The organism is Dokdonia sp. Asnod1-B02 (assembly GCF_045063955.1).
GTDB lineage: Bacteria > Bacteroidota > Bacteroidia > Flavobacteriales > Flavobacteriaceae > Dokdonia.
Map to the genome: position 1 here is coordinate 2,684,339 of NZ_JBEFNW010000002.1, position 24,242 is coordinate 2,708,580.

A 24,242-nucleotide genomic window follows, 5' to 3' on the forward strand; every position below is an offset into this window, starting at 1 on the left:
GTACTAAATATCAAGTTTTTACGCATCTAAAAGAATCAATATAGTACAGATTATTGCGTTTTAACCCAATTTATAAGTCAGTTAACGAAAATATTTTTCTACACCTTTCTTCCCTCCTATCTTTATAGTCCCAAATCATTAGACTATGAGAAAATTATTATTTTTACTCGTATTTACAGCAATTTCTAACCTAACAGCACAGAACTCTCAGATGTTCTTTTCTGAAGCGCTAGACGCTCACCTTCCTTCTTATTTATTACAAGCCGAAGAAGCCATTAGAAATCTTGAACAAGACAAAGTCAAAGTGCTTTTTGATAATCTTGTAGAGGACAAACTTGTAGGATCTTTGATGAATAATTTTAAGGTTAAAACCACTTCAAAGAAAAGTAAATCTTTAGCAGATTATAATAAACCTGTAATGTTACTCACCTATTCTAGCTGGAGAATAAGCAGCAAAGGAGAGCAAGCTGCTCTTAACGAGCTGGCAAATCAATATGGTGATGATGTAGCGATTGTACTCCTATTTTGGGGAGATGTTAAGCAAGTAAAAAAATTAAGCAAAGACTATGATCGCAATATTGACATACTTTATGTTGATGATTCTGAGAATAATTACTCTTTGGTTATAAAGAACCTTAAGCATTCTTTAGGGCTTCCTCTTGCTTATACCATTACTTCAGATAAGGAAATTATAGATATTAAAAGACGTTTGTCTAACAAGCTGTCTCAAGATGAGGCATTATCTAATACCAATAATTTTGAACTATATAAAGGGATGCTTACAGAGCTACTGTATAACCAGCAATTGCTCAGTGATGACCCTATAGTTATCAATTAGCAGTTATTTACCCCACAGCATTTTTATAGAAAGAACGAGAAGCACCGCTCCAAAGATTCTTTTAAGCGTTTTTTGATCAAGATTTACAGCTAGTTTTGATCCTAGAAACCCGCCTACCACAAAAAACACAGCGATAACCGCAGCATATTTCCAGTTTACATAGCCTTCGTTATAGTAATTATAAGCAGCAAGGAATGTTACCGGAACTGCAAGCACAGCAAGACTCGTACCTTGAGCTTCATGCTGATTAAAGTGCAGTAACATAATCATAAGAGGTATCATAATAACACCTCCACCTACTCCCATAACACCACTCAACACTCCGGCAATAAGACCTATGGCTATAAGCGCTATAATAACTGATGCATTCATTTTATTAAATTTTGTTTCAATAAAAATACCATATTAGAGAGTGTTATAAATAAAAATAGGCATCTCATTTTATAAAATGAGATGCCTATTTATTAATTGATTATTTATGAGTATTATCTACCTAGTGTGTAAGCACCTTTTTCTGGTATCTCTATATAATATTTCTTTCCTGAACTATTATTGAGTTTAGTCTCACGTAACCAAGGGTTGTGAAGTTTAAGAAGCTTATAGTTAATGTCAAAACGCTCTGCAAATTTTACAAAATCTGTCACTGCTGTGTCTACTTCAACCTTATATGTAGGTACCTCTGCATATAAATCTTCTGCTCTAAAGTTGAAACCATACTTCTTTGGATTGCTTAAAATCTCCTTAAGAGCAATAATTCTAAATACGTAACGACCAGTTTCCTCTCCTAAAAGCAAATCATAATAGTCTTGTACATTTTGCTCTTTAAAACGACGAGAAACTCCATAGTTACCGGCATTATAAGCAGCTGCTGCAGCTGTCCAGCTTCCAAATTTCTCCTTAGACTGCTTTAAATATTTACAAGCAGCACGTGTAGATTTTTCTACATGATATCTCTCATCTACATTATCGTTTACTTCTAGACCGTATTCCCTTCCAGTTTCTTTTAGAATTTGCCAGAAACCAGTTGCTCTAGCAGGAGAAACTGCTTGTGTCAGTCCGCTTTCTATTACTGCCAGATATTTAAGATCATCTGGCACACCTTCTTCTGCTAGAATCTTTTCTATCGTTGGAAAATACTTATTTGCTCTTTTAAAAATAAGTAACGCATTAGACTGCCAGTACGTGTTCACAAGGAGCTCACGATCCATACGTTCCAGTATATCCGGATTTTCAACAGGAACTGCCTCACCTGCAAAGTTTAATCCATCTGGCATTGGGATGGCATACACGTTATAGTCATTAAGTAACCTCTTTGATGTCATTTTTTCATTCTGCACCTCTCCTTTTTCTTCTGCCACTTCTTCTTGTGGTGCTTGTGCAGAGTTTATAACTAGGCCTGCAATAGCTACTACTGCAATACCTGCAACAACTTTCTTTATCATTATCATCATCTTTTCTATTTTAAATCAATGTAATCATTTTCAATCAGTTCGATTAAGTTTTTATTAAACCATTTTGCTCGAGTTATCACCATAATGTGAGTCCCTCCTTCTATATTAATACAGTTATCTATATACTTCAATGGGAAGACCTTATCTGCACTTCCGTGTATGTGAATAATTCCTGACGGCGCAGTTTCTTGATCCCAACAGACCATTTCTTTTACTGCCCAACTCAAGTACCTTCTATCATTCATAGATAGGTACTTTTTATATAGTGCCACTCTATTTTTTATAGTCTCGCCAAAGGCATATTTTGCAAGTGTATCTATATCTTCTACTAATCTCGTAGGCAATATGTTGTATAACTTTAGCTTTCGCGAAAGCTTCATTCTACGTGGTAACTCATGCTTAGTCTTAACACTACTCGCAATGATAAGCTTTGCCACCTTAATATGCTTTGCCATTTCTTGTACGAGTATCCCGCCAAAACTAACGCCTAGCAATACGACATTGTCATGCTTAATATGAGTTGTCATTCTCAAGGCATAGTCTTGTAGCGACTCATCTACCTCTGGAATGAACCATTCTAGCAAATGAATTTGATAAGAATCCTCGGGTAACTTTATATTCTCAAAAATAGAAGGATTGGCCGCCATACCTGGCATTAAATACACGTGCGTCATCTAACTTATAAGTAAGGGTTTAACATAAGAGAAGCGCTCTATTTCGGGAATTTTTTATACATTTGCAAGACTTTCTCAAAAAGAAATTATTAAGATTTGATTATCTTATTATTTCTTGCCTCTTAGGGGTCAAAATTAAGGAGAGATTTCTAATAACCCCGTTAATAATTTTACAAATACTTTAAATATTTTTCAAAATTTATGGAAGCGACGACAGCAGTTGAATTGACAGATAATGAGTTCCAAAGACAGTTTGAAGCAACATTTGCAGGGAAAATGGCAAAAATGGAATACTCGTTACAAGAGCGTAAAATCTTCCTGACAAAAATCTTCATGCCAGAAGGCACAGAGGAGCACATGAATGAATTTATTATAGCAGTATTTAATGAAGTTGCAGAGAGAGAAATAAGCCTCGTACCTACGAGTCCTGAAATTGCAAAATTCATGCGTTCTAACAGACGTAAATACAAAAAATTACTACCTGTAGGAATTAACATATAGGTGATCCTATTCTATTTAAAAACCACTCCATGAGTGGTTTTTTTTTATGCAATATTGCGAGATTACCTTGAAACATATATCCTATAAAATTTTTCACTATTCATGATAGAAAAAAATATACCCTACACACATACTAATACGTACTCCACCCTTAACGAGCTATCAGAAAAAACTAAGAATATTTGGTTCGTTTTTCACGGCATGGGCTACTTGTCAAGGTATTTTATCAATTACTTCAAGGAGCTTCCACCAGAAGAGAATTACATCATAGCCCCACAGGCACCTAGTAAATATTACCAAGACAAACGTTTTAAATATGTAGGTGCTAGCTGGCTTACTAAAGAAAACACAGAAACAGAGAAGGACAATGTTTTTAATTACCTTGATGAGCTATGGTATACGGAACTAGCAACTATCGACAAAAGTGCTGTAAACGTGATCATGATGGGGTATTCTCAAGGTGTATCTATCGTCACCAGATGGATTGCTTCTAGAAAAATAGATTGTTCCTATCTTTTACTACATTCTGGCGCCATACCAGCCGAGTTAAATCCGACGGATTTTGAGCATCTTTCTACCACAACTCCAGTCACATATATTTATGGAGATAAAGACGAATATATCACAGAAGCTCGTGTTACAGAACAGCATCTCAACGGTTCTGCTCTTTTTGGCAATCGTCTAGAAGTCGTTGTGTTTTCTGGCATTCATGAGGTTCACACAGCATTCTTCCCAAAGATATTAACTGCACTGGAAGAGTAAATTAATGGTGTAGGTTACGCTTTCGCGAAAGCGTAAAACAAAAAAAAATCGGCAACTCTATTGAATTGCCGATTTTGTTATTTAATGAAATGCTTATTAATAACCAGTGATTTCAAATTCACTACGCCTGTTAAGCTGATGATCATCTTCTGTACATTTACCTACAGGACAGTTAATCACAGGCTGTGTATCGCCATATCCTTGGTATTGTATTCTAGAAGCATCAATTCCTTTACTAACTAGATAGTCAAAAGTACTTTTTGCTCTTTTTTCTGATAGCGGCATATTATATGCTGCTGGACCACGACTATCTGTGTGAGAACTTACTTTTATTTTAATACGCTCGTATTTGACAAGCTTAGCTGCCAGTCTATCAAGTACAGCTCTTGAGTCTTCACGTACTACATATAAATCAAAATCAAAATAAATAGGAGCGACATCCATATATAGTTTGCCTTCCTTCTCTACTACTTGTGGTGCATTCACATCTGTAAGCAACTCAAAACGACTTGGATCTTTCTCTTTAAGGTCTTTAGAAAGATTCTTTTCTTTCATAAGGGCGAGCTCGCTATCTGTAAATATTCTCTTTACTTTGATTACATAAGGCGCTGTCTGTATGCCTCGTATTTGAATATCCATACGTCCTTCTTCATGATTATCTCCAGAAGCTATAAACGTATAATCATCTACAGTAAGTGGCACTTGGAAAGGTGCGGCATCTTCTTTACGGTCTGCATAAACTTCTTTACCTTGATATCCTAGGATCTGTATTGCTGCATCTGAGATAAGCTCATCTGTATCTGCGTCACGTACCTCAAACTGAGTTTTAAACTCGCGAGTTATGATTTCTCCAGTTTGCACAAAACTATAAATATCATCATCTGTTCCGTTACGATTAGTGGCATACAATCCGTTATTATCAGAATAGTAGCTTAAACTAAAATCGTCGTATCTAGAATTTATAGGTGCCCCTAGATTAATAGGCTCAGTAAAACCTTTTACGGTAAGTGGTGCTACAAAAATATCAAGTAGACCTAAACCTAAACGTCCATCTGTAGCAAAATATAAATCTCCTGTGTTTGAAACAAACGGGAACTGCTCCCTATGAATAGTATTAATTGTAGGCCCTAAATTTACTGGAATACTATACGTCCCATCTAGCTGTACGGTTACGTAATAGATATCAAAACCGCCAAGACCTCCTTCCATATCTGAGGCAAAGTACAAGCGTTTTCCATCTCTAGTAAGTGTAGGATGCATGTAAGAGTAATTTTCATTTACAAATGACAGACGCTCTGCTTCTCTCCATATTCCATCTATGCGAACACTTTTATAAAGATGAACTCTATTAGTCCCTTCCTCATCAAAGATCTTCCCGCTGTCACCGTTTTCATAAGCACTACGAGATAAGTACATCTCATCTCCAGCCGTATTAAAACATAAGTTACCATCATGCAATGGTGAGTTTACACCTTGCTCAAGCCTAACTGCTTCGCCAGCGAGTTCATTCTTATCATTTACTCTTACTCCATAAATATCTAAGAATGGTCTTTGCGTTGTCTTAAAACGCTTTGCAAATAAGGTTCTAAGTACATCGTCATTTAATCTATCTGATGTAAAGAAAACACTATCTCCTACTCTTACAGGTCCAAAATCGTCTGCTTCTGAGCTTATATTACTCTTGGTTGCGTCAAATTTTGGGTTTCTCTTCCTTAATTCCTTTATAAGATCAAGGGCCGCTACTTTATCAAAGTCTTCACCTCTATTTTTATAATAAAGATCAAGGTAATCCACCACCTTATCTGAACTTACAGTAGCATTAAGAACATGAAACATTTTAAAGTTAAACTCATTATCGTACGTTCTATCTGCATCATTAAATCGCTGTCCCACTAGTTGATTAAGATATATAGATGCATTTCTATAATCTTGATCTAGGTAATAAGCGTCAATAACCTTTCCTAATATTTCTTTAGAGTTATTTTTTCTTAAAGCCACTTCATAATACTTTGCAGCACCGGCGTAGTCTCCTTTATTAAAAAAACGATCTCCCTTTTGTACTTGCCCAAATGCACTTGCACTTACACAGAGTAAAATAAGTAATGTGTATATATTTTTCATCTTAGTAAAATCTTGGTGAGATGTAACGTTTTTGTAAGCCTAGCAAATCAAATGTGTATAAGAGTACTACCTCGTGACTTCCATTATTAAAACGATTAAGATCGCTCACATTAAAGTCATAACTGTATCCTATTTTTAAATCATTTGTAATATTAAATCCTGCTAGTGCCGCGATAGCATCTTGATGTCTGTATGAAACCCCGAGTTCAAATTTCTCGTCATACAAGGCGTTTAGAGAAAGGTCGTAGGTTAATGGAGCTCCGCTTATCCACTTTGCTACAGCAGAAGGCTTTATTTTAAGCACATCACTCACATCATACACATAACCTGCCATTAAATATGCAGTAGGATCTTTCTTATATAGAATAGAGGAATCACCATTGCCAAAATTATTTTCAATTTTGTACGGTATCACGCTTGGCGAACTCAATCCAACGTAGTAATTATCTTTAAATAAGAAAGCACCAACTCCAACATCTAGTGAGGTAGTTTCCCCATTTTGAAAAGCTAAATCTCCTCCTACATTTTGATCTGTAAAATCAAGACTCTGATTATCTACCCCTAACTTTAGTCCAAAAGATAGGTTTGTACTTTCTGCTACATTAATTCTGTAAGCAAAATTTACATTAAAATTATTTGTAGTGAGTACGTCTCCTATTTGATCATTTACATAGTTTACGCCTATTTCTACTCGCTCGTTAAGAGGAATATTTGCAAAAACATTTGCAGTTTTTGGCGCACCATCTAGACCTACCCATTGAGAGCGGTACAAACTACCTACTCTTATAAGTCCTGGTTCATTAATCATATAGGCTGGATTTACCACACCTTGATTGTACATATACTGCGTGTACTGTGGTTCTTGTTGAGCAAACGTAGATAAACTACAAAATGCCGCTAGTATGAATATTTTAAATTTCATCTTGAGGTTGTTTTTTTATCTACTTAAGTAAAATGATCCGTCTATCGGTTCTGAGTTTGAATCATTAGGATAGAAGATGTAAAAATATACACCTGTAGGTAGTTGATCACCTAATCCAGATCCTGTATTAGAACTTCCATCAAAAAGTGGCGTATTTCTATTTCCTCTGTAAACGATAGTTCCGTATCTATTGAAAATTTGAATATCAAAATTCGGGAAGATATTTGGTAAAGTTCCTAATTCTAAGAAGTCATTCTGACCATCATCATTGTCTGACACTCCATCAGAGATTTGAATCTGACATCTTCCATCGCTTAGTGGTAAAACATCTGCTAGATATGGTACTCTAGGTGATTCACATCCGTTGTCATCTACCGCACTCACATAGTAAGTCGTCGCATCTACTAATAAAGTAGATAATGGTAATGGATCTCCACCTTCCGCGGAAGCGTACCAAACAAAGTCTTCTACACTAACAACAAGATTCCCTAAGGTAACTCCGTCATTAATACAGATAAAAGGCTCATTTAATACTACTGTAGGTGCCATAACCGGTGTTATAGTAAATGTAATAGTTGCATCATCTTGACCACATGCATCTGTAAAAACTATGTATAGATATGAGAAAGTGCCTTCACCTAAGGCTCCCACATCAATTAATCCATCTACTACAGTTTCTGATGTATCGATATTTATAAACTCTCCTGTAAGTTGAGCATCGTTAGATAATAATCCAAATAGAGAAGTCGTATAATCTCCTGCACAAACAAAAGTATCTATATCATTTCCTGCATTTGAGACAGGCACAATAGTTACTGATAATGTTGCACTCACCTCATCACATGCTCCGTTTGCTGCAATGGTATACACGTAGTCACCGCTCACTGCAGTCATAGGATCAATAGAACCATCATTATCTGCTGTAGCATATCCTTCTGGACCAGACCAACTACCGTTACTATCAGGACTTCCTCCTAAAATTGTAAATAAATCTACAATAGCGCCATCCTCACAAGCCTGAAAAGTACCTCCAGTTCCAGCATTACTACTTTCAAAAACAGTAAATGATAATGTTGCTGCATCTCCACAACCATCATCTGTAGTTGTTGTATACGTATAGTTAAATACTTGCTGCCCATCTACAGCAGGAACTGTAAATGGATTACTAACTACATCGCCAGTGACAGTATCTGTCCAAACTCCTTGTGTTCCAACGTAAACTACATCTGTCCCGTTAGTTTCTAATAGTGAAATTAGATCAAGAGGATTTGTAAAACTATCATCACAAAGCTCCACTCCCGTAGTATCTTCTCCGGCATAATTTGTTGCAAAGAATGAAACCATCACTGTAGCAGTTACCGCTTCACAAGCACCATTTGCGGCTATAGTGTAAACATAAGCGCCTTCTGCATTTACAGATGGGTCAAAGTTAGCTTCATTATCCGTAGTGGTATATCCATTAGGGCCAGACCAAGTTCCATTTATATCTGGTGTACCTCCTAATAATGTAAAGAGATTTATAGTGGTTCCATCTTCACAAGTTTCATAAGCTGCATCTATACCAGCATCACCTTGCTCAAAAACTGTAAAAGATAAAGTCGCTGTATCTTCACAACCACCACCTCCAGTAGTGTAAATAAACTCAAAAGTTTGAGAATCTGTAATTGATGGTATTGTAAATGGATTTACTATAACTGCTCCAGAGCTATCAGTCCAATCACCATTAGTATCTATAGTGTCTGTGCCGTTATCTTCTAGAAGTGTAATTAAATCTACAGTTGTCGTTGTATTACATAACTCAACACCCGTAGTATCTTCCCCTGCATATATTGCATCTCCTAAAGTCACATCTACCGTTGCAGATGCTTCTAGACACGTTCCATTTGCTGGTACGGTATAAATATATGCACCCTCAACACTTGTTCCAGGTGTAAATAGAGCAACGTTATCTGTGGTTGTAAAACCATCAGGGCCAGACCAAGTACCGTTAGTATCTGGAGTTCCCCCTAAGAGAGTAAAAAGATCAACCTCAGCTGCATCACTACAAACTGCGAGCGGTCCACTTTCTCCTGGATCGTATTGCTCATATACAGTAAAGCTTAGTGTAGCACTGTCTTCACATCCGTTTTCTGTTACCGTATTATATTCAAAGTTGAATAATTGAGAGTCTGTAATAGTAGGTATTTCAAAGTTATTATCAACTACGTCTCCATTTGCAGTATTAGTCCATACTCCGTTTGGACCTACATAAATAGGAGCTTCATCAATATTTACTTCTAATAAGTCCGTAAGTACTAGTGGACTCTCTGTTTCACAAATCTCAAGATCTGCAGTGTCTTCTCCTGCGTAGTTTGCTGGGTTAACTATTAAGGTAACTAGTGTAGATTGAGATTCACACGGCTGATCTCCAGACACGACTACTTCGCAGCCATCTGGACCTATATATGTTTGCGTGATACCTGGACCACAATGGTAACTTTCATTTACAATGAATTCAAACACATAGGTTCCTGCAGAAGTATTGTCTGTAAGTGTTGATACATCAATTGTACCGGCACTCGTATAATCAACATCTCCTACAAGCGAACATATTTCATCTAAATTAGATACAAGTCCTAGGTTAGAAGGCCCAGAGACCAACCTCCAATTTGTACAACTATTGTTTGGGTAATCAAATAATGTAGCTCCTTCTTGCGCAAAGTCTATATAATCGTATAAATTTAACGTAGTCAGAGTTTCATCTCCTACACATAATTCTGGAATATCATTTTGTTCAAAAGGTCGTATATATTCATAAAATGTAAATCTGATTGTACTTTGTTGATCAGAACAAATTGATGATCTACTTTCTACAAAATAGGTGAAGTCATATGTCATACATCCAAATTCTGGAGTAGTAGCTACAAGGTCGTCATAAATTTCTCTAAGATTGATTATAGAATCACCAGGTCCAGATATTTGCCCTGTAGGATCCGTTAACCAAATACCTTCAATATTTTCATTTACTAGATATTCATCATCACGTAAATTAATATCCATATCAAAGTTACCTGCTAACAACTCTGTCTCACATATCACAAATGAATTTGCAAATCCTGCAAATGGCTCTTTAGTAACAGATACCAAAACAGAAGTAATTTCTTCTGCTGAACAAGGAGTAATTCCAGGTACACGATATTCTAACTCAAAAGTCTCTTCGTCTACAAGTGGTGGACCAGCTTGATACGGTATATTTACGTTAAGAAATCTATTTCCTGAGATTCCAACGTAATTAGGACTTGAACCTACATAAAACCACTCTCCATTTCCATGCGGACTAGGGTTAGATAATAAAGTTTGAAATAAATCAATATTTGTAGTACTGTCACACTCAAAAGGCGGAGCTCCTTGACACACTTGAAGGTTTATACCACCTGCAGTAGTACTTGCTGCGGTTCCAGAGTACGGTCCTAATACCACATTGAATAAAAATTGCACATCATCTGGACAACCTGTAGCTCCATTGAGGAACTCAAACTGGTAGTCTGTTATATTCTCAGATGAGTTATCAAGATCCCATAAAAACAAGTCTCCTGTTACAACATCAAGTGCAAAATTAAAGTTAGGATCAAACCACATCCCATCTGCAGGAGTGATTGTTGTTCCGGTAATTGCAGAAAACTCTTCATAGAGATTTATGATTCCATCTGGAATTGAATCACCGTTACCATCTACAACAGTCATGTCGCACACAGTAAATGTCTCTACCTGGGCACACTGACTAAAAGCCGTTACCGTAGAGCATAACAATAAAGTAAGAAAAAGGTATAATTTCCCCATAGTTAAGTTGGATTAAGGTGCAACGAAGATAAATCAGACCGCTTATACAAACCTAATTTTATGTTAATTAATATCGACGAAATACACATTACTCTCGTTATAATACTTCGGTATTACTGATTATCAGTTAATTACAAAATAACACATCTTCGTCTCATTTCATAAAAACAGAATAATTTGACAGTAATTCGCTGTAAATATGGACATTACCATATGGGAAACACCTAAAATATCACTTCAAATTTAATTGTAAGGACATAAGAATTAGATAAACTCCAAGCTATTGTATAAATACAATTAGAAAAAAAGACATAAAAAAAGTCTCACAACATACGTTGTGAGACTTTTCTATTATTGATTTGAAGATGTATGGGATATTAAATCATACGTCTCAAATAATTCCGCTTTCGCGAAAATGATTACTTCACTTCCTCAAAATCTACGTCTTCCACATCACTAGCGGTATCTGCTCCTGCATCTCCTCCAGCTTGTGCATCAGGTCCTGGTTGTCCAGCTCCATCTGCTTGTGCTTTGTACATTTCTTCAGAGGCTACTTTCCAAGCTTCGTTGATTTTATCAAGTGCTGGAGTAATAGCATCTACAGATTTAGTTTCATAAGCTGCTTTCAATTCTGCAAGTGCATCCTCGATAGGCTTCTTCTTATCATCAGATAATTTATCACCAAATTCAGTTAGTTGCTTTTCCGTTTGGAAAATCATACCATCTGCTTCGTTGATTTTGTCTGCAGTTTCTTTTGCTTTTGCATCAGACTCTGCATTTGCTTCTGCTTCTGCTTTCATCTTTGCAATTTCTTCTTCAGAAAGTCCAGAAGATGCCTCGATACGAATATCTTGAGATTTTCCAGTAGCCTTATCTATTGCAGAAACTTTAATGATTCCGTTTGCATCAATATCAAAAACAACTTCAATTTGAGGTACTCCACGCTGTGCTGGTGGAATATCCGTAAGTTGGAAGCGTCCTATTGTATTATTATCTGCAGCCATTGGTCTTTCTCCTTGTAGTACGTGGATATCAACACTTGGTTGGTTATCTGCCGCTGTAGAGAATACTTGTGACTTTTTAGTAGGGATTGTAGTGTTAGACTCAATAAGCTTTGTAAATACATTACCCATTGTTTCAATACCTAATGAAAGTGGAGTTACATCAAGAAGTAAAACATCTTTTACATCTCCAGTAAGTACACCTCCTTGGATAGCAGCTCCTACAGCTACAACCTCATCAGGATTTACTCCTTTTGATGGTGCTTTACCAAAGAATTTTTCTACCGCTGCCTGTACTGCAGGAATACGAGTAGATCCTCCTACTAATATAATTTCATCTATATCGCCTGTACTTAATCCAGCAGCCTTAAGTGCTGTTTGACATGGCTCGATAGTTCTTTTTACTAAATCATCAATAAGTGCCTCAAACTTTGCACGACTTAATGTACGTACTAAGTGCTTAGGTCCAGATGCTGTTGCAGTAACATAAGGTAAGTTTACCTCTGTAGATGTAGATGATGAAAGCTCAATTTTTGCTTTCTCAGCTGCTTCCTTAAGTCTCTGTAGTGCCATAGGATCTTTACGAAGGTCCATGTCTTCCTCAGCTTTAAACTCATCTGCAAGCCAATCGATAATTTTTTGATCTACGTCATCTCCACCTAAGTGTGTATCACCATCTGTTGATAATACTTCAAAAACTCCGTCACCTAACTCAAGGATAGAAACATCATGCGTTCCTCCTCCAAAGTCAAATACAACGATTTTTTGATCTGTATCTTTCTTATCAAGTCCGTAAGCTAGTGCTGCTGCAGTAGGCTCGTTAATGATACGCTCTACTTTAAGACCCGCGATTTCTCCAGCTTCTTTAGTAGCTTGACGCTGACTATCATTAAAATAAGCAGGTACAGTAATTACCGCACGAGTTACATCTTGTCCTAAATAATCTTCGGCAGTTTTCTTCATTTTTTGAAGAACCATTGCACTAAGCTCTTGTGGCGTGTATAAACGTCCATCAATATCAACACGTGGAGTGTCATTATCACCTTTTACAACATTGTAAGCACTACGATCTGCTTCTTTAGTACTATCGCTGTACTTGTTTCCCATAAAACGCTTGATAGAAGCAACCGTCTTTGTAGGGTTTGTTACAGCTTGTCTTTTTGCAGGGTCTCCCACCTTAATCTCACCGCCTTCTACAAAAGCGATTACAGATGGTGTAGTTCTCTTACCTTCTGCATTAGGGATTACCGTTGGTTCGTTACCTTCCATTACAGCAACGCACGAGTTGGTAGTACCCAAGTCAATTCCTATTATTTTACTCATTATATATGTATTTAAGTGTTATTAATTTTCAACAAACACAAATAGACAAGGAGTATGCCACTAGAGAAAGTATGACAAGGTGTCACAGCTAGGCATATGCAGCTAGCTATTATAAGACAGATGCGCGTATAATGTTGTTACGCTTTCGCGAAAGCGTACTTCTAACACTCTCCTATATATCTATAGCGTCAAATATGCATCTCTGTTGCAGTCATAGAGTTTCATATAATTTGAAATAATTTTAACTTAACTTTTGTTTAATCAAATCGCAACAACGATAAACATAATGTATCTTTACATCAAACAACAAGTATTATGGCGACTACAAAGACACCGACTAAAAAAACAACTGCCAAAAAGAAAGCAGTTACTTCTACCATGATTATCTCTGCATACATGGATTATGTATTAGAACATGGAGAGGAGCCAAAAACTATATATAAATTTTGCAAAGACCTAAAAATTGAAGAATCAGAATTCTATCAATTCTTTGGATCTTTTGATAACCTTAAAGCTGGTATTTGGAATGCTTTTCACACCAATACTGTAGCTGTGCTACATATGGACAGTGATTATGACAGCTATCCAAATAAGGAAAAGATGCTTTCTTACTTCTTTACGATGTTTGAATTGCTCACAGCAAATAGAAGTTATGTGTTATTTTCTCTAGACAAGCATAAAAATATGCTTAAGAATATGAGTCAGCTCAAGGAGTTGAGAGGACATCTGACTTCATATGCATCAAACCTTATTGAAGCTGGCAATGACGATAAGAACTATAAGATTACAAAAAATCCTGTTCGTTTATTTAGCGAAGGAGCATGGGTACAATTCTTATTCTTATTAAAATATTGGATGAGTGATAACTCTCCAGGATTTGAGAAAACAGATGTAGCAATTGAAAAATCTGTCAATGCAATTTTTGACATTTTTGAGACTACACCTTTAGAAAGTATTATTGATTTTGGCAAGTTCTTGTTCAAAGAAAACTTTGGCTCAAAATCATAAAGACTAAGTTCTTAAATAATAAATTTTAATACACATCCCTCATGGGATTCTATATATGAAAACAATAGACCACATACCTACTAATAAACTCCAGAGAGCTTCTAAGCTCGTTACCACTGGCGTAAAAGTAGGCGCTAATTATGCCAAGTATTACGGCAAGAAAGTGGTTAATCCTTCCTTAACAAAGGATCAACTCAATGAAGATAATGCTGAGGATATTTATGACGGCTTAAAGAGTTTAAAAGGTAGTGCACTTAAAGTAGCACAAATGCTTAGTATGGAGAAAAACATTATGCCTAAAGCGTATGTAGAAAAATTCTCTCTATCACAATTTTCAGTTCCCCCACTTTCTGCACCCTTAGTGCGTAAGACATTTAAAAAATATTTAGGTAAATATCCAGAAGAACTATTTGATACGTTTGCGGCTCAAAGTGTGAACGCGGCCAGTATAGGCCAAGTTCACCAAGCGACATTAAATGGGAAAAAACTTGCTGTGAAAATCCAATATCCAGGAGTCGCAGACAGTATCAGTAGTGATCTGGCATTAGTAAAACCTATTGCAAAGAAAATGTTTAACCTTCAAGGTGAAGGAAAAGAAAAGTTCTTTAAAGAGATAGAAGACAAGCTTCTCGAGGAAACAGATTATAACCTTGAGCTTGCTCAAAGTATTGCCATGACAGAAGACTGTGCAGCAATACCTAATCTTACTTTTCCTAAGTATTACGAAAAGTTATCAAGCGAGCGCATCCTTACTATGGACTGGATGGATGGCGAGCACTTAAGCGAGTTTGTAGCACATAACACAAATCAAGAAGCTGCAAATAAGTTAGGACAGGCTTTATGGGATTTTTATATGTATCAAATGCACGTGCTCAAACGCATACATGCAGATCCGCATCCTGGAAATTTCATGGTAGATAAGGATAATAATCTTATCGCAATAGACTTTGGATGTATTAAACATGTTCCAGAGGACTTTTATATTCCTTATTTCGAACTAGCAGAGCCTGCAAATATTAATAATCCTGCTGTTTTTGAAGAGAAACTATATCAGCTAGAAATACTGAGAAAAGATGATGATGCAGATACTGTAACATTCTTTTCGGCACTCTTTCACGAGATGTTAAGTTTGTTTACACAACCCATGCAACAAGAAGATTTTGATTTTAGAGACAGTACCTTCTTTGATCAAATAGCAGTGCTAAGTGAGAAGTACAGTAAGGATACAGAAATACGCAAAATGAATGGAAATAGAGGAAGTAAGCACTTCTTGTATATAAACAGAACATTCTTTGGACTTTATAATTTGATGCATGACTTAAAGGCACAAATTAAGGTCAATAATTTTAAAAATTATATCGCTACAGATTCTGTAGCATAAACGGTAATAAGTGTGCCGTAATCTTTTACGGTACTTTATTGGTTAGGTTGTTTTTTAAAAGAGCGCTTTTAGTCGGGCGCTCTTTTTTATGTCTTCATGTCATTAAACTATGCGTGCATAGCAATTGACACATTTACGCTTTATCTCCGCCGTGTAAAAAAGTATCTTTACACCCGAGAAAATGATTAGTACGCTTTCGCGAAAGCGTATCTACTCACAAAACCCTCTTTCAAACACACATCACACACTATGTATAATTCTAAAATTACCGGTCTTGGTAAATACGTTCCCGAAAACGTCGTAACAAATGATGATCTATCAAAACTGATGGATACTAATGATGAATGGATACAAGAACGTACAGGTATAAAAGAAAGAAGACATATAAAAAAGGGTGATGGCAACTCTACTGCCAAAATGGGTGTAAAAGCTGCCGAAATCGCAATAGAACGTGCAGGCTTGACAAACAAGGATATCGACATGATTGTTTTTGCAACGCTTAGTCCAGACTATTACTTCCCTGGATGTGGTGTTCAAGTACAACACTTGATGGGTATGGAGACGGTTCCTGCACTAGATGTGCGTAACCAGTGTTCTGGTTTTATATATGCCCTTGCAACAGCAGATCAGTTTATAAAATCTGGCATGTATAAAAATGTACTTGTCATAGGTTCAGAAAATCATAGTGGAGGATTAGACTTTACTACTCGAGGCCGTAGTGTGTCTGTCATATTTGGTGACGGTGCAGGTGCAGCGGTACTTTCTCGTGAAGAGGACAACAGTAAAGGTATTCTCTCTTCACATTTACATAGTGAAGGTGAGCATGCACTTGAGCTTTCTCTTAAAGGGCCAAGCACAGAGCAATGGGTTCCTGAGCTTATCGCAATAAATCCGCAAGAAGACATTCCTTATTACCCACACATGAACGGGCAATTTGTATTTAAAAACGCCGTAGTACGCTTCTCTGAAGTTATTATGGAGGGATTACAAAAAAACAACTTACAGGTAGAAGATATTGACATGCTTATCCCTCATCAAGCCAACTTACGCATCTCACAATTTGTGCAGAAAAAGTTTAAGTTAAGCGATGATAAAGTTTACAACAACATCCAGAAATACGGTAACACTACCGCAGCTTCTATCCCAATTGCACTTACCGAAGCCTGGGAAAATGGAAAAATTAAAGAAGGTGACACTGTTGTCCTTGCTGCTTTTGGTAGTGGATTCACTTGGGCCAGCTCTATTATAAAATGGTAATTACTTGTAACTAGTACATTGCTGTCAAATAAAAATCCCACATAGTAAACTATGTGGGATTTTTTATGTGTTAAACATATCACTACCAATTGCTCCTTTTAACTAAATTTTCAATATGCGCATAGTGATGGTTACTATGCCATGCGTAGTGTCCTAGGTTTTCTTTTAGAGTAACTATCTTATTTCCGTTTGGATGACTGAAGGTTCTTTGATACTGTGCTTCTGTCATTACCTTAAGTAGTCTCACAAGTTTATGATGGATCACCTCAAGATGTCGCAATGACCACTCTATAGGTGATGCTTCTAGATCTGGCAGCAATGTCCATGCCTTCTCGTCATACGCCTTAATCACAGGATTATCTTCTGTAAGTGCCCATTTAAAACGTATGTAACTATTGTGATGACTATCTGCTAGGTGATGCACCACTTGTCTTACCGTCCATCCTTCTGGTCGGTATGGAGTATCTAGCTGCTGGTCACTTAAATCCTTTGTAAGTGCTCGTAGTCTAGCTGGTAATTGGTCTAAAGTATCAATCCACGCTGTGAGATGCTCTTGAGTAATTTGCGCAGGTGCTTGAAATTTTCCTATAGGATATTGTAGTGTTTCCATATCATCAAAAATAGCAAAGCTTTGCGATACAAAACATTATTGACTCAATTCCATAAAAAAAGGTCTGACGCAAGTCAGACCTTTTAAATATGTATCAAAAACTAATTACTTTACAGCAACAAGCTCTACGTCAAACACCAATGTTGCATTTGGAGGAATTACTCCACCTGCACCAGCGCTTCCGTATCCTAAATCTGAAGGAATTACTAAGCGTGCTTTATCTCCTACGTTTAATAAAGAAATACCTTCATCCCATCCTGGAATTACTTGCCCTACTCCTAATTGAAAGTCAATAGGTTGGTTTCTTTTAAATGAGCTATCAAACACAGTCCCATCAGGAAGTGCTCCTTTATAGTGTACAGAAACTGTTTTACCTTTTTCTGCTTTTGCACCAGTACCTTTTTGTATAATCTGGTAGCGTAGTCCACTAGCTGTAGTTTCAAAACCAGTTGCTAGCGCTTCAATTTCTGCAGCTTGTGCAGCTCTTTCTTCTTCAACACGTTTTGTTCTTGAACCTTCGAAAGTTCTAAAAGCTTCAACTGCGTTCCATGCTTCTGCCTCTGCCCCTACTCTAATGATTTCGATTTTTGTCATCTCATCACCTTGAGCCACAGCATTTACAACTTCTTGTCCTTCTACAACGTTTCCAAAAACAGTGTGCTTACCGTCTAACCAATCTGTAGGAATGTGTGTAATAAAAAACTGAGTTCCGTTTGTTCCAGGACCTGCATTTGCCATAGAAAGTTTTCCTGGAGCATCATGCTTTAAGTCTGGGTGAATCTCATCATCAAATTTGTATCCTCCATCACCAGTTCCTGTTCCTAGTGGGCAACCACCTTGAACCATAAAATCAGGAATTACACGGTGAAATTTTAATCCGTCATAATATGGAGTTCCTTGAGGCTTTTGTGAGTTCTCAAGATTTCCTTCTGCTAGCGCCACAAAGTTTCCTACCGTCCCTGGTGTCTTCTCGTGCTCTAATTTTAAAATGATTTCGCCTTTTGGCGTATGTATCTTTGCGTAAATTCCGTCTTTCATTATCCTTATTTTTAATGAGCTGCAAAGATACTATTTACTAGTGGGAAGGCAAATATGCTTGCGCGAAAATGTTACAAACCTCCACATTGTCAGCTTCACGCAATACAAAGCTTAACTTGCAAGTCTTACAAATTGATTATCAACAGCTAAGAGCGACAGCTACCGCGCTACCTCAATCACCTCAAGATTCTCAATCTTGCCTGCATGAACCGTAAATCTGAGCATGGTGCGCACTTTATGAAAACCATGTTTTCCTATTGCTCCTGGGTTCATATGTAGGAGGCCTCTTTTTTTATCTGGCATCACTTTTAAGATGTGACTATGCCCGCAAATAAACAGCTTAGGTGGGTTACTATATATCTCATCGCGTATTGCTGGCGAATATCTTCCTGGATAACCGCCTATGTGAGTGATCAAAACATCTACCCCTTCACAAGTAAACCTATTATTGAGCGGGAATTCTTGTCGTGCTTCTGTATCATCTATATTTCCAAAAACAGCTCGTAGCGGTTTCCGTTTTGCTATAGCGTCTGTTACTTCTAAGTCACCTATGTCACCCGCATGCCAGACCTCATCTGCCCAGTCTACGTGACCCAAGATATGATCATCTATGTAACTATGTGTATCGCTTAGTAGGAGTATCTTTTTCATTTGAGTGCGCTTTCGCGAAAGCGTATATTTGCCACAAAAATACAACACAGTGCGTTATTTTATCGAGCTTTCTTACTTTGGAAAACACTACCATGGCTGGCAGCGTCAACCTAATGCCGTTACCGTGCAAGAAACGATAGAGAAATCACTATCTATGATTTTAAGAAAACCAGTCCAAATTATGGGCGCTGGACGCACTGACGCGGGTGTACATGCCACACAGATGTATGCTCATTTCGATTGGGATGGCGACCATTTTACTACTCAAGAAAGCATAGAAAAACTTACCCATAAATTCAATCGCCTTTTACCAAAAGATATAGCCTTTAAACGCATTTTTCAAGTGGCAGATAAAGCACATACCCGTTTTGACGCCACTAGTAGATCTTATGTGTATCGCATAGGGAAAGAAAAAAACCCTTTCACATCAGATCACGCCCCAACAGTACGGAATGAAGTGCATATTGAAGCTATGAATAAAGCGGCAGCGATACTGCTTGACTATAATGATTTTGAGTGTTTTTCTAAATCAAATACTGACGTGAACACCTATCTTTGTGATATTACACGTGCAACGTGGATAGAGACAGAAGATGAGTATCATTTTCACATTACGGCAAATAGATTTTTACGTAATATGGTACGAGCCATTGTAGGTACTTTACTAGAAATAGGCGAAGGAAAGAGAGACATCGCATGGATGCACGAGGTAATAACTGGCAAGAGTAGATCACAGGCTGGAAAATCAGTTCCCGGACGCGGTTTGTACTTGACAGAGATTTTATACCCAGAAACAATTTATAAAGATCATGGCAGAGACTAAAGGAAAAGCTTTTGATACGCAATTATTTAAACGTTTACTCGCTTTTACGACACCGTATCGCAGTAGATTATATATAGCTGCTATAGCTGCCGTAGTACTTTCTCTTTGTGCTGCGCTCCGCCCATATTTCCTTAAAAACGCCATAGATTTAGGAATCTCACAACGATCTAGTGATGACTTATTCCATTATCTAGGGCTCATGGCCGCTGTACTTTTTGGTGAGGTTTTATTTCAGCTGCTATTTATTTATTTTTCTAACTGGATAGGGCAGCAAGTAATTAAGGATATAAGAGTAAAACTCTTTGATCACATGCTTACGTTCAAGATGCAATATTTTGACAAGTCGGCAGTGGGGAGATTAGTTACTAGAGCCGTAGGTGACATTGAGACCATCTCAAGTATCTTCTCTCAAGGTCTCTTTATGATTATTGCAGATTTATTGAAGATGAGTGTCGTTCTTGCATTTATGTTTTATGAGAGCTGGAGACTTACGCTCATTGTTCTTGCTGTTTTCCCGGTGATTTTATATGCAACTCGTGTATTCCAAAAAGCGATGAAAGTAGCTTTTGAGGAAGTACGCACGCAAGTAGCAAACCTTAACACCTTTGTACAAGAACGTGTAACTGGGATGAAAATCGTACAGATTTTTAACCGTGAAGCTATCGAGCATAAAAAATTCCAAGCGATTAATAAAAAGCACATGGACGCGTGGAACAAGACGGTGTGGTATAACTCTATCTTCTTCCCTATTGCAGAGATATGTACTTCTGTTACCATAGGTCTTATTGTATGGTATGGTGGTCTTAAAGCTGCCCAGAGTGATATTATCACCATAGGATTAATCACTGCGTTTATAAGCTACATACAGATGCTTTTTACACCACTTAGACAAATAGCAGATAAATTTAACACTCTGCAAATGGGAATGGTTGCAGCAAATCGTGTTTTTGGGATTTTAGACACGCAATCTTCTATACAAGATATAGGAACCTTAGCACTTGACAACGTACAAGGTAACATAGAATTTGAAGATGTTAGATTTTCTTACGTAGAGAATGAAGAGGTACTCAAAGGAATATCACTTACTGCAGCACCAGGGCAAACTATTGCTATTGTAGGATCTACTGGCGCAGGAAAATCAACTATCATTAACTTGCTTAGTAGGTTTTACGAGATAGATAGCGGTAAGATATTACTAGACGGGACAGACATTAAAGACATAAAACTGAACAATCTAAGAAATGAGATTGCTGTCGTGTTACAAGACGTATTCCTATTTGCCGACACCATCTTAAACAATATCACGCTTAACAATCCTGACATTTCTGAGGAAACAGTGATAGAAAGTGCAAAAACTATTGGCGTTCATAAATTTATTTCTAGCCTTCCTGATGGATATCACTATAATGTAAAAGAGCGTGGCTCAATGCTTTCTAGCGGCCAGCGCCAGCTTATTGCTTTTTTAAGAGCTTATGTAAGTAATCCATCGATTCTTGTACTAGATGAAGCTACTTCATCTGTAGACTCACACAGTGAGCAACTCATCCAAAAAGCGATTAATAAAATCACTAAAGGAAGAACCTCTATTGTGATTGCTCACCGTCTTGCTACTATTAAAAAAGCAGATCAAATTATTGTAATGGAAAAAGGTAAAATCATCGAGCAAGGAACACACAAAGAACTTCTCGCTAAGGAAGATGGACATTATCGTAATCTTTATGAAGTACAGTTTACACAAGCAGAGGCTAGCTAGTTCTCACTATTAATCTATTGAGCACATTTTCGCGAAAGCGTATATAGTTTGTAAAGATTAGTTAATATTACCTTGCTCAAAAGTCACTAGCGATACTTCCTCCTTTTTACCTTTAAGAAGCTCCTCACCCATGGATACTACTCGTGTAGTGCCTGGCAACTTAGGTAGTATACTTGCAAATGCTTTTGACGCGAGTATATCAACACCCTTCTCATTACACATGCTCTGGATACGTGCCGTAGTATTAAGTACGTCTCCAGAAAAGGCAATATCTCTCTTTATTTTACCCAGCTCCCCTACTGTAACTTGGCCATAATGAAAGCCAACTTTAAAATCTGGTAAGGCATTATAGCGCTTGTAATATTTTATAGATTTCTTGTAAATGATATTCTTCATGCGGTAATAACAGCGCAAGGCATTTGCATTTTTTACGCCGTTCTTCATCTTCCAAGTGATAACAACCTCGTCACCTACGTATTGATATACCTCGCCCTTAGTTTGCATAATAGCTGGAGCGATATCATTAAAGAAATCCTTTAAAAAGTTGAAGTATTCTTGTTCGCCCAGTTTTTCGGCAATTCTAGTGGCGTCTCTAATATCTGCAAACATGAAAATGCGCGTCTCAGTTTTAGGATGAAAATAACGCCCCATCAAATAATCTGGAAAAACGCCTGGACCATACTTATCATTAATCATAAGGATGATAAGCGTTAGAATGACAATAAACAGCCACACCACAAAATTCTTGATGAATATGTGCTCGGTATAAAAGGAAATCACGCGGTCATAAAGTAAGTCACTGGTAAGATGTAATCCAAGATAATCTGCATAGTAGTAATATGCTCCTACAGTACCTACAATAAACGCAATAATGACATAGAGCAACGTGATGTAAATAAGCGCTCTCCAAAAAGCATATTTACGTAACCACAGCTCCATAATATTAACGGTAAAAATACCTCCTATTAAACCTGCCATGATAGACACCAGTAAGTTTGCCTTAAAGGAAACTTCAAAATCAAAATCTGATGTAAGTGCATCTGCAGATACGAGTGTTGCGTAGTCATAAAGAAAAATAATATTTGCAACCAGCATCCACGCAAAGAGAATCCACAAGGCACGCCTTACATAGAATAGAATCTCATTATTGGTAAATTCTTTTTTAAATAGTTTCATATATCATCTTATGCTGCGTCTATCAAAGTACCTTATATATACTAACAATCACTACTCGTTTAAGAGATATTTGTGAGAAAATTTATTGTTGTTACGCTTTCGCGAAAGCGTATATCTACTGAGGTCTATTTTTAATCATATCTGGAGTGATCTCTAGCTCATACTCTAGACGTTTGAGGCTGTCTTGTTTTATGGAGTCTTTGATTTTTCTACGTTCTGCTTGCTCAAGAGCTGGCTTCATCATATTGCCCATAAATGAATTTTCATCAATGTTTAACTTCTCCCCTTTGGCAATCTTGACACCTTGCGCTGCTCCATATATCATAAGAGGAATAATTGAAAAGCAAGAGAACGCGAGTATAATGACTAAAAACAAGGAGCTCTTCAAAATCACACTGGCGCTATCTAATTGATATAGTCGTTTCAACACATAAACGGTAAATACAAATAATAGGAATATAGTTACAAAACTAAATGCAAAAAGTAGTGTCGTATTCCAAATAACCAATAGGTTAAGAGTAACGGATATTATTGATATATGAGAATATGTATACAAGTATATTACAAAGTGTTCAACTAGATTGTAATTCTTATAGTTCCAAAATACGAGTTTAGATATAAGCGCCATAATAGGAATACTAAGAAACATATATATGGACTGATATTCCATCATGGTATTTGTAACGGTCTCAGTCATTTCCACTTGAGCACTTGCCATATCTACTCCATAGAAGCTAGATTGAGCAGATATAAATTCCTCAAGAAACCAACCTTTTAATATAAATGAATAAAATCCACTCAAGGTTATCGCTATAGCAAAGTAACTAAAAGCCGGAAGGTACTTCTTGCGCATCCCATTAATGTAACCACCTATCACATCTTCTGGCTGGCGAAACATTGCTACAAATGTTTTTATAAAGGAATTTTCTAGATTAAAAAATCGATCTACAAAGTCTTCTAGTAAGTTACGCCACGTGAGTTTATTATAAATACGCTTACCACCACAGTGTGAGCAAAACCTTTGATCTAGTGCTATAAATTGCTCGCAGTTTACACAGGTATCCTTTACTTCTAGTTGGTTCTGTTTCTTTTTTAAAGCTTTTTTCTCAGCGCGAGATAACTTAGACATAGGT

20 protein-coding genes are annotated in these 24,242 nt (G+C 37.0%); 8 read left to right on the forward strand and 12 right to left on the reverse strand.

Annotated elements, in window-relative coordinates:
- Positions 1–145: 145 nt before the first annotated feature.
- Complete coding sequence (locus tag ACJJVU_RS12085) at positions 146–838, forward strand: redoxin domain-containing protein (protein ID WP_405225795.1); 693 nt, start codon at positions 146–148, stop codon at positions 836–838.
- Positions 839–841: 3 nt separating this feature from the next.
- Here ACJJVU_RS12085 and ACJJVU_RS12090 read toward each other — a convergent pair whose 3' ends face one another.
- From ACJJVU_RS12090 to ACJJVU_RS12100, 3 genes are all read right to left on the reverse strand, one after another.
- On the reverse strand, positions 842–1,210 hold the full coding sequence (locus ACJJVU_RS12090) for a sulfite exporter TauE/SafE family protein (RefSeq protein ID WP_298325638.1): 369 nt from the start codon (positions 1,208–1,210) through the stop codon (positions 842–844).
- Between the two features lie 113 nt (positions 1,211–1,323).
- On the reverse strand, positions 1,324–2,286 hold the full coding sequence (locus tag ACJJVU_RS12095) for a lytic transglycosylase domain-containing protein (RefSeq protein ID WP_405227514.1): 963 nt from the start codon (positions 2,284–2,286) through the stop codon (positions 1,324–1,326).
- Between the two features lie 8 nt (positions 2,287–2,294).
- On the reverse strand, positions 2,295–2,963 hold the full coding sequence (locus tag ACJJVU_RS12100; RefSeq protein ID WP_405225799.1) for an alpha/beta fold hydrolase: 669 nt from the start codon (positions 2,961–2,963) through the stop codon (positions 2,295–2,297).
- Positions 2,964–3,164: 201 nt separating this feature from the next.
- Here ACJJVU_RS12100 and ACJJVU_RS12105 point away from each other — a divergent pair, with 201 nt between their 5' ends.
- Both ACJJVU_RS12105 and ACJJVU_RS12110 read left to right on the forward strand, forming a co-directional pair.
- A complete protein-coding gene (locus tag ACJJVU_RS12105; RefSeq protein ID WP_013749656.1) occupies positions 3,165–3,464 on the forward strand; it encodes a hypothetical protein in 300 nt (99 codons plus the stop codon).
- A 102-nt stretch (positions 3,465–3,566) separates the two neighbouring features.
- On the forward strand, positions 3,567–4,226 hold the full coding sequence (locus tag ACJJVU_RS12110; protein ID WP_405225802.1) for an alpha/beta hydrolase: 660 nt from the start codon (positions 3,567–3,569) through the stop codon (positions 4,224–4,226).
- 96 nt (positions 4,227–4,322) lie between these two features.
- Here the strand turns inward: ACJJVU_RS12110 and ACJJVU_RS12115 are convergent, their stop codons facing one another.
- From ACJJVU_RS12115 to dnaK, 4 genes are all read right to left on the reverse strand, one after another.
- Complete coding sequence (locus ACJJVU_RS12115; protein ID WP_405225805.1) at positions 4,323–6,347, reverse strand: OmpA family protein; 2,025 nt, start codon at positions 6,345–6,347, stop codon at positions 4,323–4,325.
- Between the two features lies 1 nt (position 6,348).
- Positions 6,349–7,269, reverse strand: a complete 921-nt coding sequence (locus ACJJVU_RS12120; RefSeq protein WP_405225808.1) for a type IX secretion system membrane protein PorP/SprF — start codon at positions 7,267–7,269, stop codon at positions 6,349–6,351.
- Between the two features lie 15 nt (positions 7,270–7,284).
- Positions 7,285–11,088 (reverse strand): gliding motility-associated C-terminal domain-containing protein, encoded by a 3,804-nt coding sequence (locus tag ACJJVU_RS12125; RefSeq protein WP_405225811.1) that lies wholly within the window; start codon positions 11,086–11,088, stop codon positions 7,285–7,287.
- 419 nt (positions 11,089–11,507) lie between these two features.
- Positions 11,508–13,412, reverse strand: coding sequence for a molecular chaperone DnaK (gene dnaK / locus ACJJVU_RS12130; RefSeq protein WP_405225814.1), 1,905 nt, complete (start codon positions 13,410–13,412; stop codon positions 11,508–11,510).
- A gap of 315 nt (positions 13,413–13,727) precedes the next feature.
- Between dnaK and ACJJVU_RS12135 the strand changes: the two genes are divergently transcribed.
- The 3 genes from ACJJVU_RS12135 (at position 13,728) to ACJJVU_RS12145 (ending at position 17,058) form a co-directional block, all read left to right on the forward strand.
- Positions 13,728–14,420, forward strand: a complete 693-nt coding sequence (locus tag ACJJVU_RS12135) for a TetR family transcriptional regulator C-terminal domain-containing protein (RefSeq protein ID WP_379953042.1) — start codon at positions 13,728–13,730, stop codon at positions 14,418–14,420.
- Positions 14,421–14,475: 55 nt separating this feature from the next.
- Positions 14,476–15,801 (forward strand): ABC1 kinase family protein, encoded by a 1,326-nt coding sequence (locus ACJJVU_RS12140; RefSeq protein ID WP_405225817.1) that lies wholly within the window; start codon positions 14,476–14,478, stop codon positions 15,799–15,801.
- Between the two features lie 249 nt (positions 15,802–16,050).
- Positions 16,051–17,058, forward strand: a complete 1,008-nt coding sequence (locus tag ACJJVU_RS12145; RefSeq protein ID WP_405225820.1) for a 3-oxoacyl-ACP synthase III family protein — start codon at positions 16,051–16,053, stop codon at positions 17,056–17,058.
- An 82-nt stretch (positions 17,059–17,140) separates the two neighbouring features.
- On the opposite strand, the gene ACJJVU_RS12150 is transcribed toward ACJJVU_RS12145, so the two are convergent.
- The 3 genes from ACJJVU_RS12150 to ACJJVU_RS12160 form a co-directional block, all read right to left on the reverse strand.
- Positions 17,141–17,668 carry a YfiT family bacillithiol transferase gene (locus ACJJVU_RS12150; protein WP_405225823.1) on the reverse strand — a complete coding sequence of 176 codons (528 nt, stop codon included), beginning with the start codon at positions 17,666–17,668 and terminating at the stop codon, positions 17,141–17,143.
- A gap of 105 nt (positions 17,669–17,773) precedes the next feature.
- Positions 17,774–18,706, reverse strand: a complete 933-nt coding sequence (locus ACJJVU_RS12155) for a peptidylprolyl isomerase (protein ID WP_405225826.1) — start codon at positions 18,704–18,706, stop codon at positions 17,774–17,776.
- Between the two features lie 159 nt (positions 18,707–18,865).
- Positions 18,866–19,357: a metallophosphoesterase family protein gene (locus ACJJVU_RS12160; protein ID WP_405225829.1), complete on the reverse strand. Its 492-nt coding sequence runs from the start codon at positions 19,355–19,357 to the stop codon at positions 18,866–18,868.
- 49 nt (positions 19,358–19,406) lie between these two features.
- Between ACJJVU_RS12160 and truA the strand changes: the two genes are divergently transcribed.
- Together truA and ACJJVU_RS12170 are read left to right on the forward strand one after the other, a co-directional pair.
- Positions 19,407–20,180, forward strand: coding sequence for a tRNA pseudouridine(38-40) synthase TruA (gene truA, locus ACJJVU_RS12165; RefSeq protein WP_405225832.1), 774 nt, complete (start codon positions 19,407–19,409; stop codon positions 20,178–20,180).
- Positions 20,167–21,933 (forward strand): ABC transporter ATP-binding protein, encoded by a 1,767-nt coding sequence (locus ACJJVU_RS12170; RefSeq protein ID WP_405225835.1) that lies wholly within the window; start codon positions 20,167–20,169, stop codon positions 21,931–21,933. The genes truA and ACJJVU_RS12170 overlap by 14 nt, the downstream gene beginning before the upstream one ends.
- 57 nt (positions 21,934–21,990) lie before the next feature.
- On the opposite strand, the gene ACJJVU_RS12175 is transcribed toward ACJJVU_RS12170, so the two are convergent.
- Both ACJJVU_RS12175 and ACJJVU_RS12180 read right to left on the reverse strand, forming a co-directional pair.
- Entirely contained in the window at positions 21,991–23,109 is a 1,119-nt protein-coding gene (locus tag ACJJVU_RS12175; protein ID WP_405225838.1) for an adenylate/guanylate cyclase domain-containing protein, read from the reverse strand.
- A 115-nt stretch (positions 23,110–23,224) separates the two neighbouring features.
- A complete protein-coding gene (locus ACJJVU_RS12180) occupies positions 23,225–24,238 on the reverse strand; it encodes a DUF3667 domain-containing protein (protein WP_405225841.1) in 1,014 nt (337 codons plus the stop codon).
- Positions 24,239–24,242 lie beyond the last annotated feature (4 nt).

What these genes read in the sequence shown, in the direction of transcription:
- ACJJVU_RS12085 (WP_405225795.1), top strand. Translation starts at nt 146, where the DNA reads ATGAGAAAATTATTATTTTTACTCGTATTTACAGCAATTTCTAACCTA.
- ACJJVU_RS12090 (WP_298325638.1), bottom strand. Translation starts at nt 1,210, where the DNA reads ATGAATGCATCAGTTATTATAGCGCTTATAGCCATAGGTCTTATTGCC.
- ACJJVU_RS12095 (WP_405227514.1), bottom strand. Translation starts at nt 2,286, where the DNA reads ATGATAATGATAAAGAAAGTTGTTGCAGGTATTGCAGTAGTAGCTATT.
- ACJJVU_RS12100 (WP_405225799.1), bottom strand. Translation starts at nt 2,963, where the DNA reads ATGACGCACGTGTATTTAATGCCAGGTATGGCGGCCAATCCTTCTATT.
- ACJJVU_RS12105 (WP_013749656.1), top strand. Translation starts at nt 3,165, where the DNA reads ATGGAAGCGACGACAGCAGTTGAATTGACAGATAATGAGTTCCAAAGA.
- ACJJVU_RS12110 (WP_405225802.1), top strand. Translation starts at nt 3,567, where the DNA reads ATGATAGAAAAAAATATACCCTACACACATACTAATACGTACTCCACC.
- ACJJVU_RS12115 (WP_405225805.1), bottom strand. Translation starts at nt 6,347, where the DNA reads ATGAAAAATATATACACATTACTTATTTTACTCTGTGTAAGTGCAAGT.
- ACJJVU_RS12120 (WP_405225808.1), bottom strand. Translation starts at nt 7,269, where the DNA reads ATGAAATTTAAAATATTCATACTAGCGGCATTTTGTAGTTTATCTACG.
- ACJJVU_RS12125 (WP_405225811.1), bottom strand. Translation starts at nt 11,088, where the DNA reads ATGGGGAAATTATACCTTTTTCTTACTTTATTGTTATGCTCTACGGTA.
- dnaK (WP_405225814.1), bottom strand. Translation starts at nt 13,412, where the DNA reads ATGAGTAAAATAATAGGAATTGACTTGGGTACTACCAACTCGTGCGTT.
- ACJJVU_RS12135 (WP_379953042.1), top strand. Translation starts at nt 13,728, where the DNA reads ATGGCGACTACAAAGACACCGACTAAAAAAACAACTGCCAAAAAGAAA.
- ACJJVU_RS12140 (WP_405225817.1), top strand. Translation starts at nt 14,476, where the DNA reads ATGAAAACAATAGACCACATACCTACTAATAAACTCCAGAGAGCTTCT.
- ACJJVU_RS12145 (WP_405225820.1), top strand. Translation starts at nt 16,051, where the DNA reads ATGTATAATTCTAAAATTACCGGTCTTGGTAAATACGTTCCCGAAAAC.
- ACJJVU_RS12150 (WP_405225823.1), bottom strand. Translation starts at nt 17,668, where the DNA reads ATGGAAACACTACAATATCCTATAGGAAAATTTCAAGCACCTGCGCAA.
- ACJJVU_RS12155 (WP_405225826.1), bottom strand. Translation starts at nt 18,706, where the DNA reads ATGAAAGACGGAATTTACGCAAAGATACATACGCCAAAAGGCGAAATC.
- ACJJVU_RS12160 (WP_405225829.1), bottom strand. Translation starts at nt 19,357, where the DNA reads ATGAAAAAGATACTCCTACTAAGCGATACACATAGTTACATAGATGAT.
- ACJJVU_RS12170 (WP_405225835.1), top strand. Translation starts at nt 20,167, where the DNA reads ATGGCAGAGACTAAAGGAAAAGCTTTTGATACGCAATTATTTAAACGT.
- ACJJVU_RS12175 (WP_405225838.1), bottom strand. Translation starts at nt 23,109, where the DNA reads ATGAAACTATTTAAAAAAGAATTTACCAATAATGAGATTCTATTCTAT.
- ACJJVU_RS12180 (WP_405225841.1), bottom strand. Translation starts at nt 24,238, where the DNA reads ATGTCTAAGTTATCTCGCGCTGAGAAAAAAGCTTTAAAAAAGAAACAG.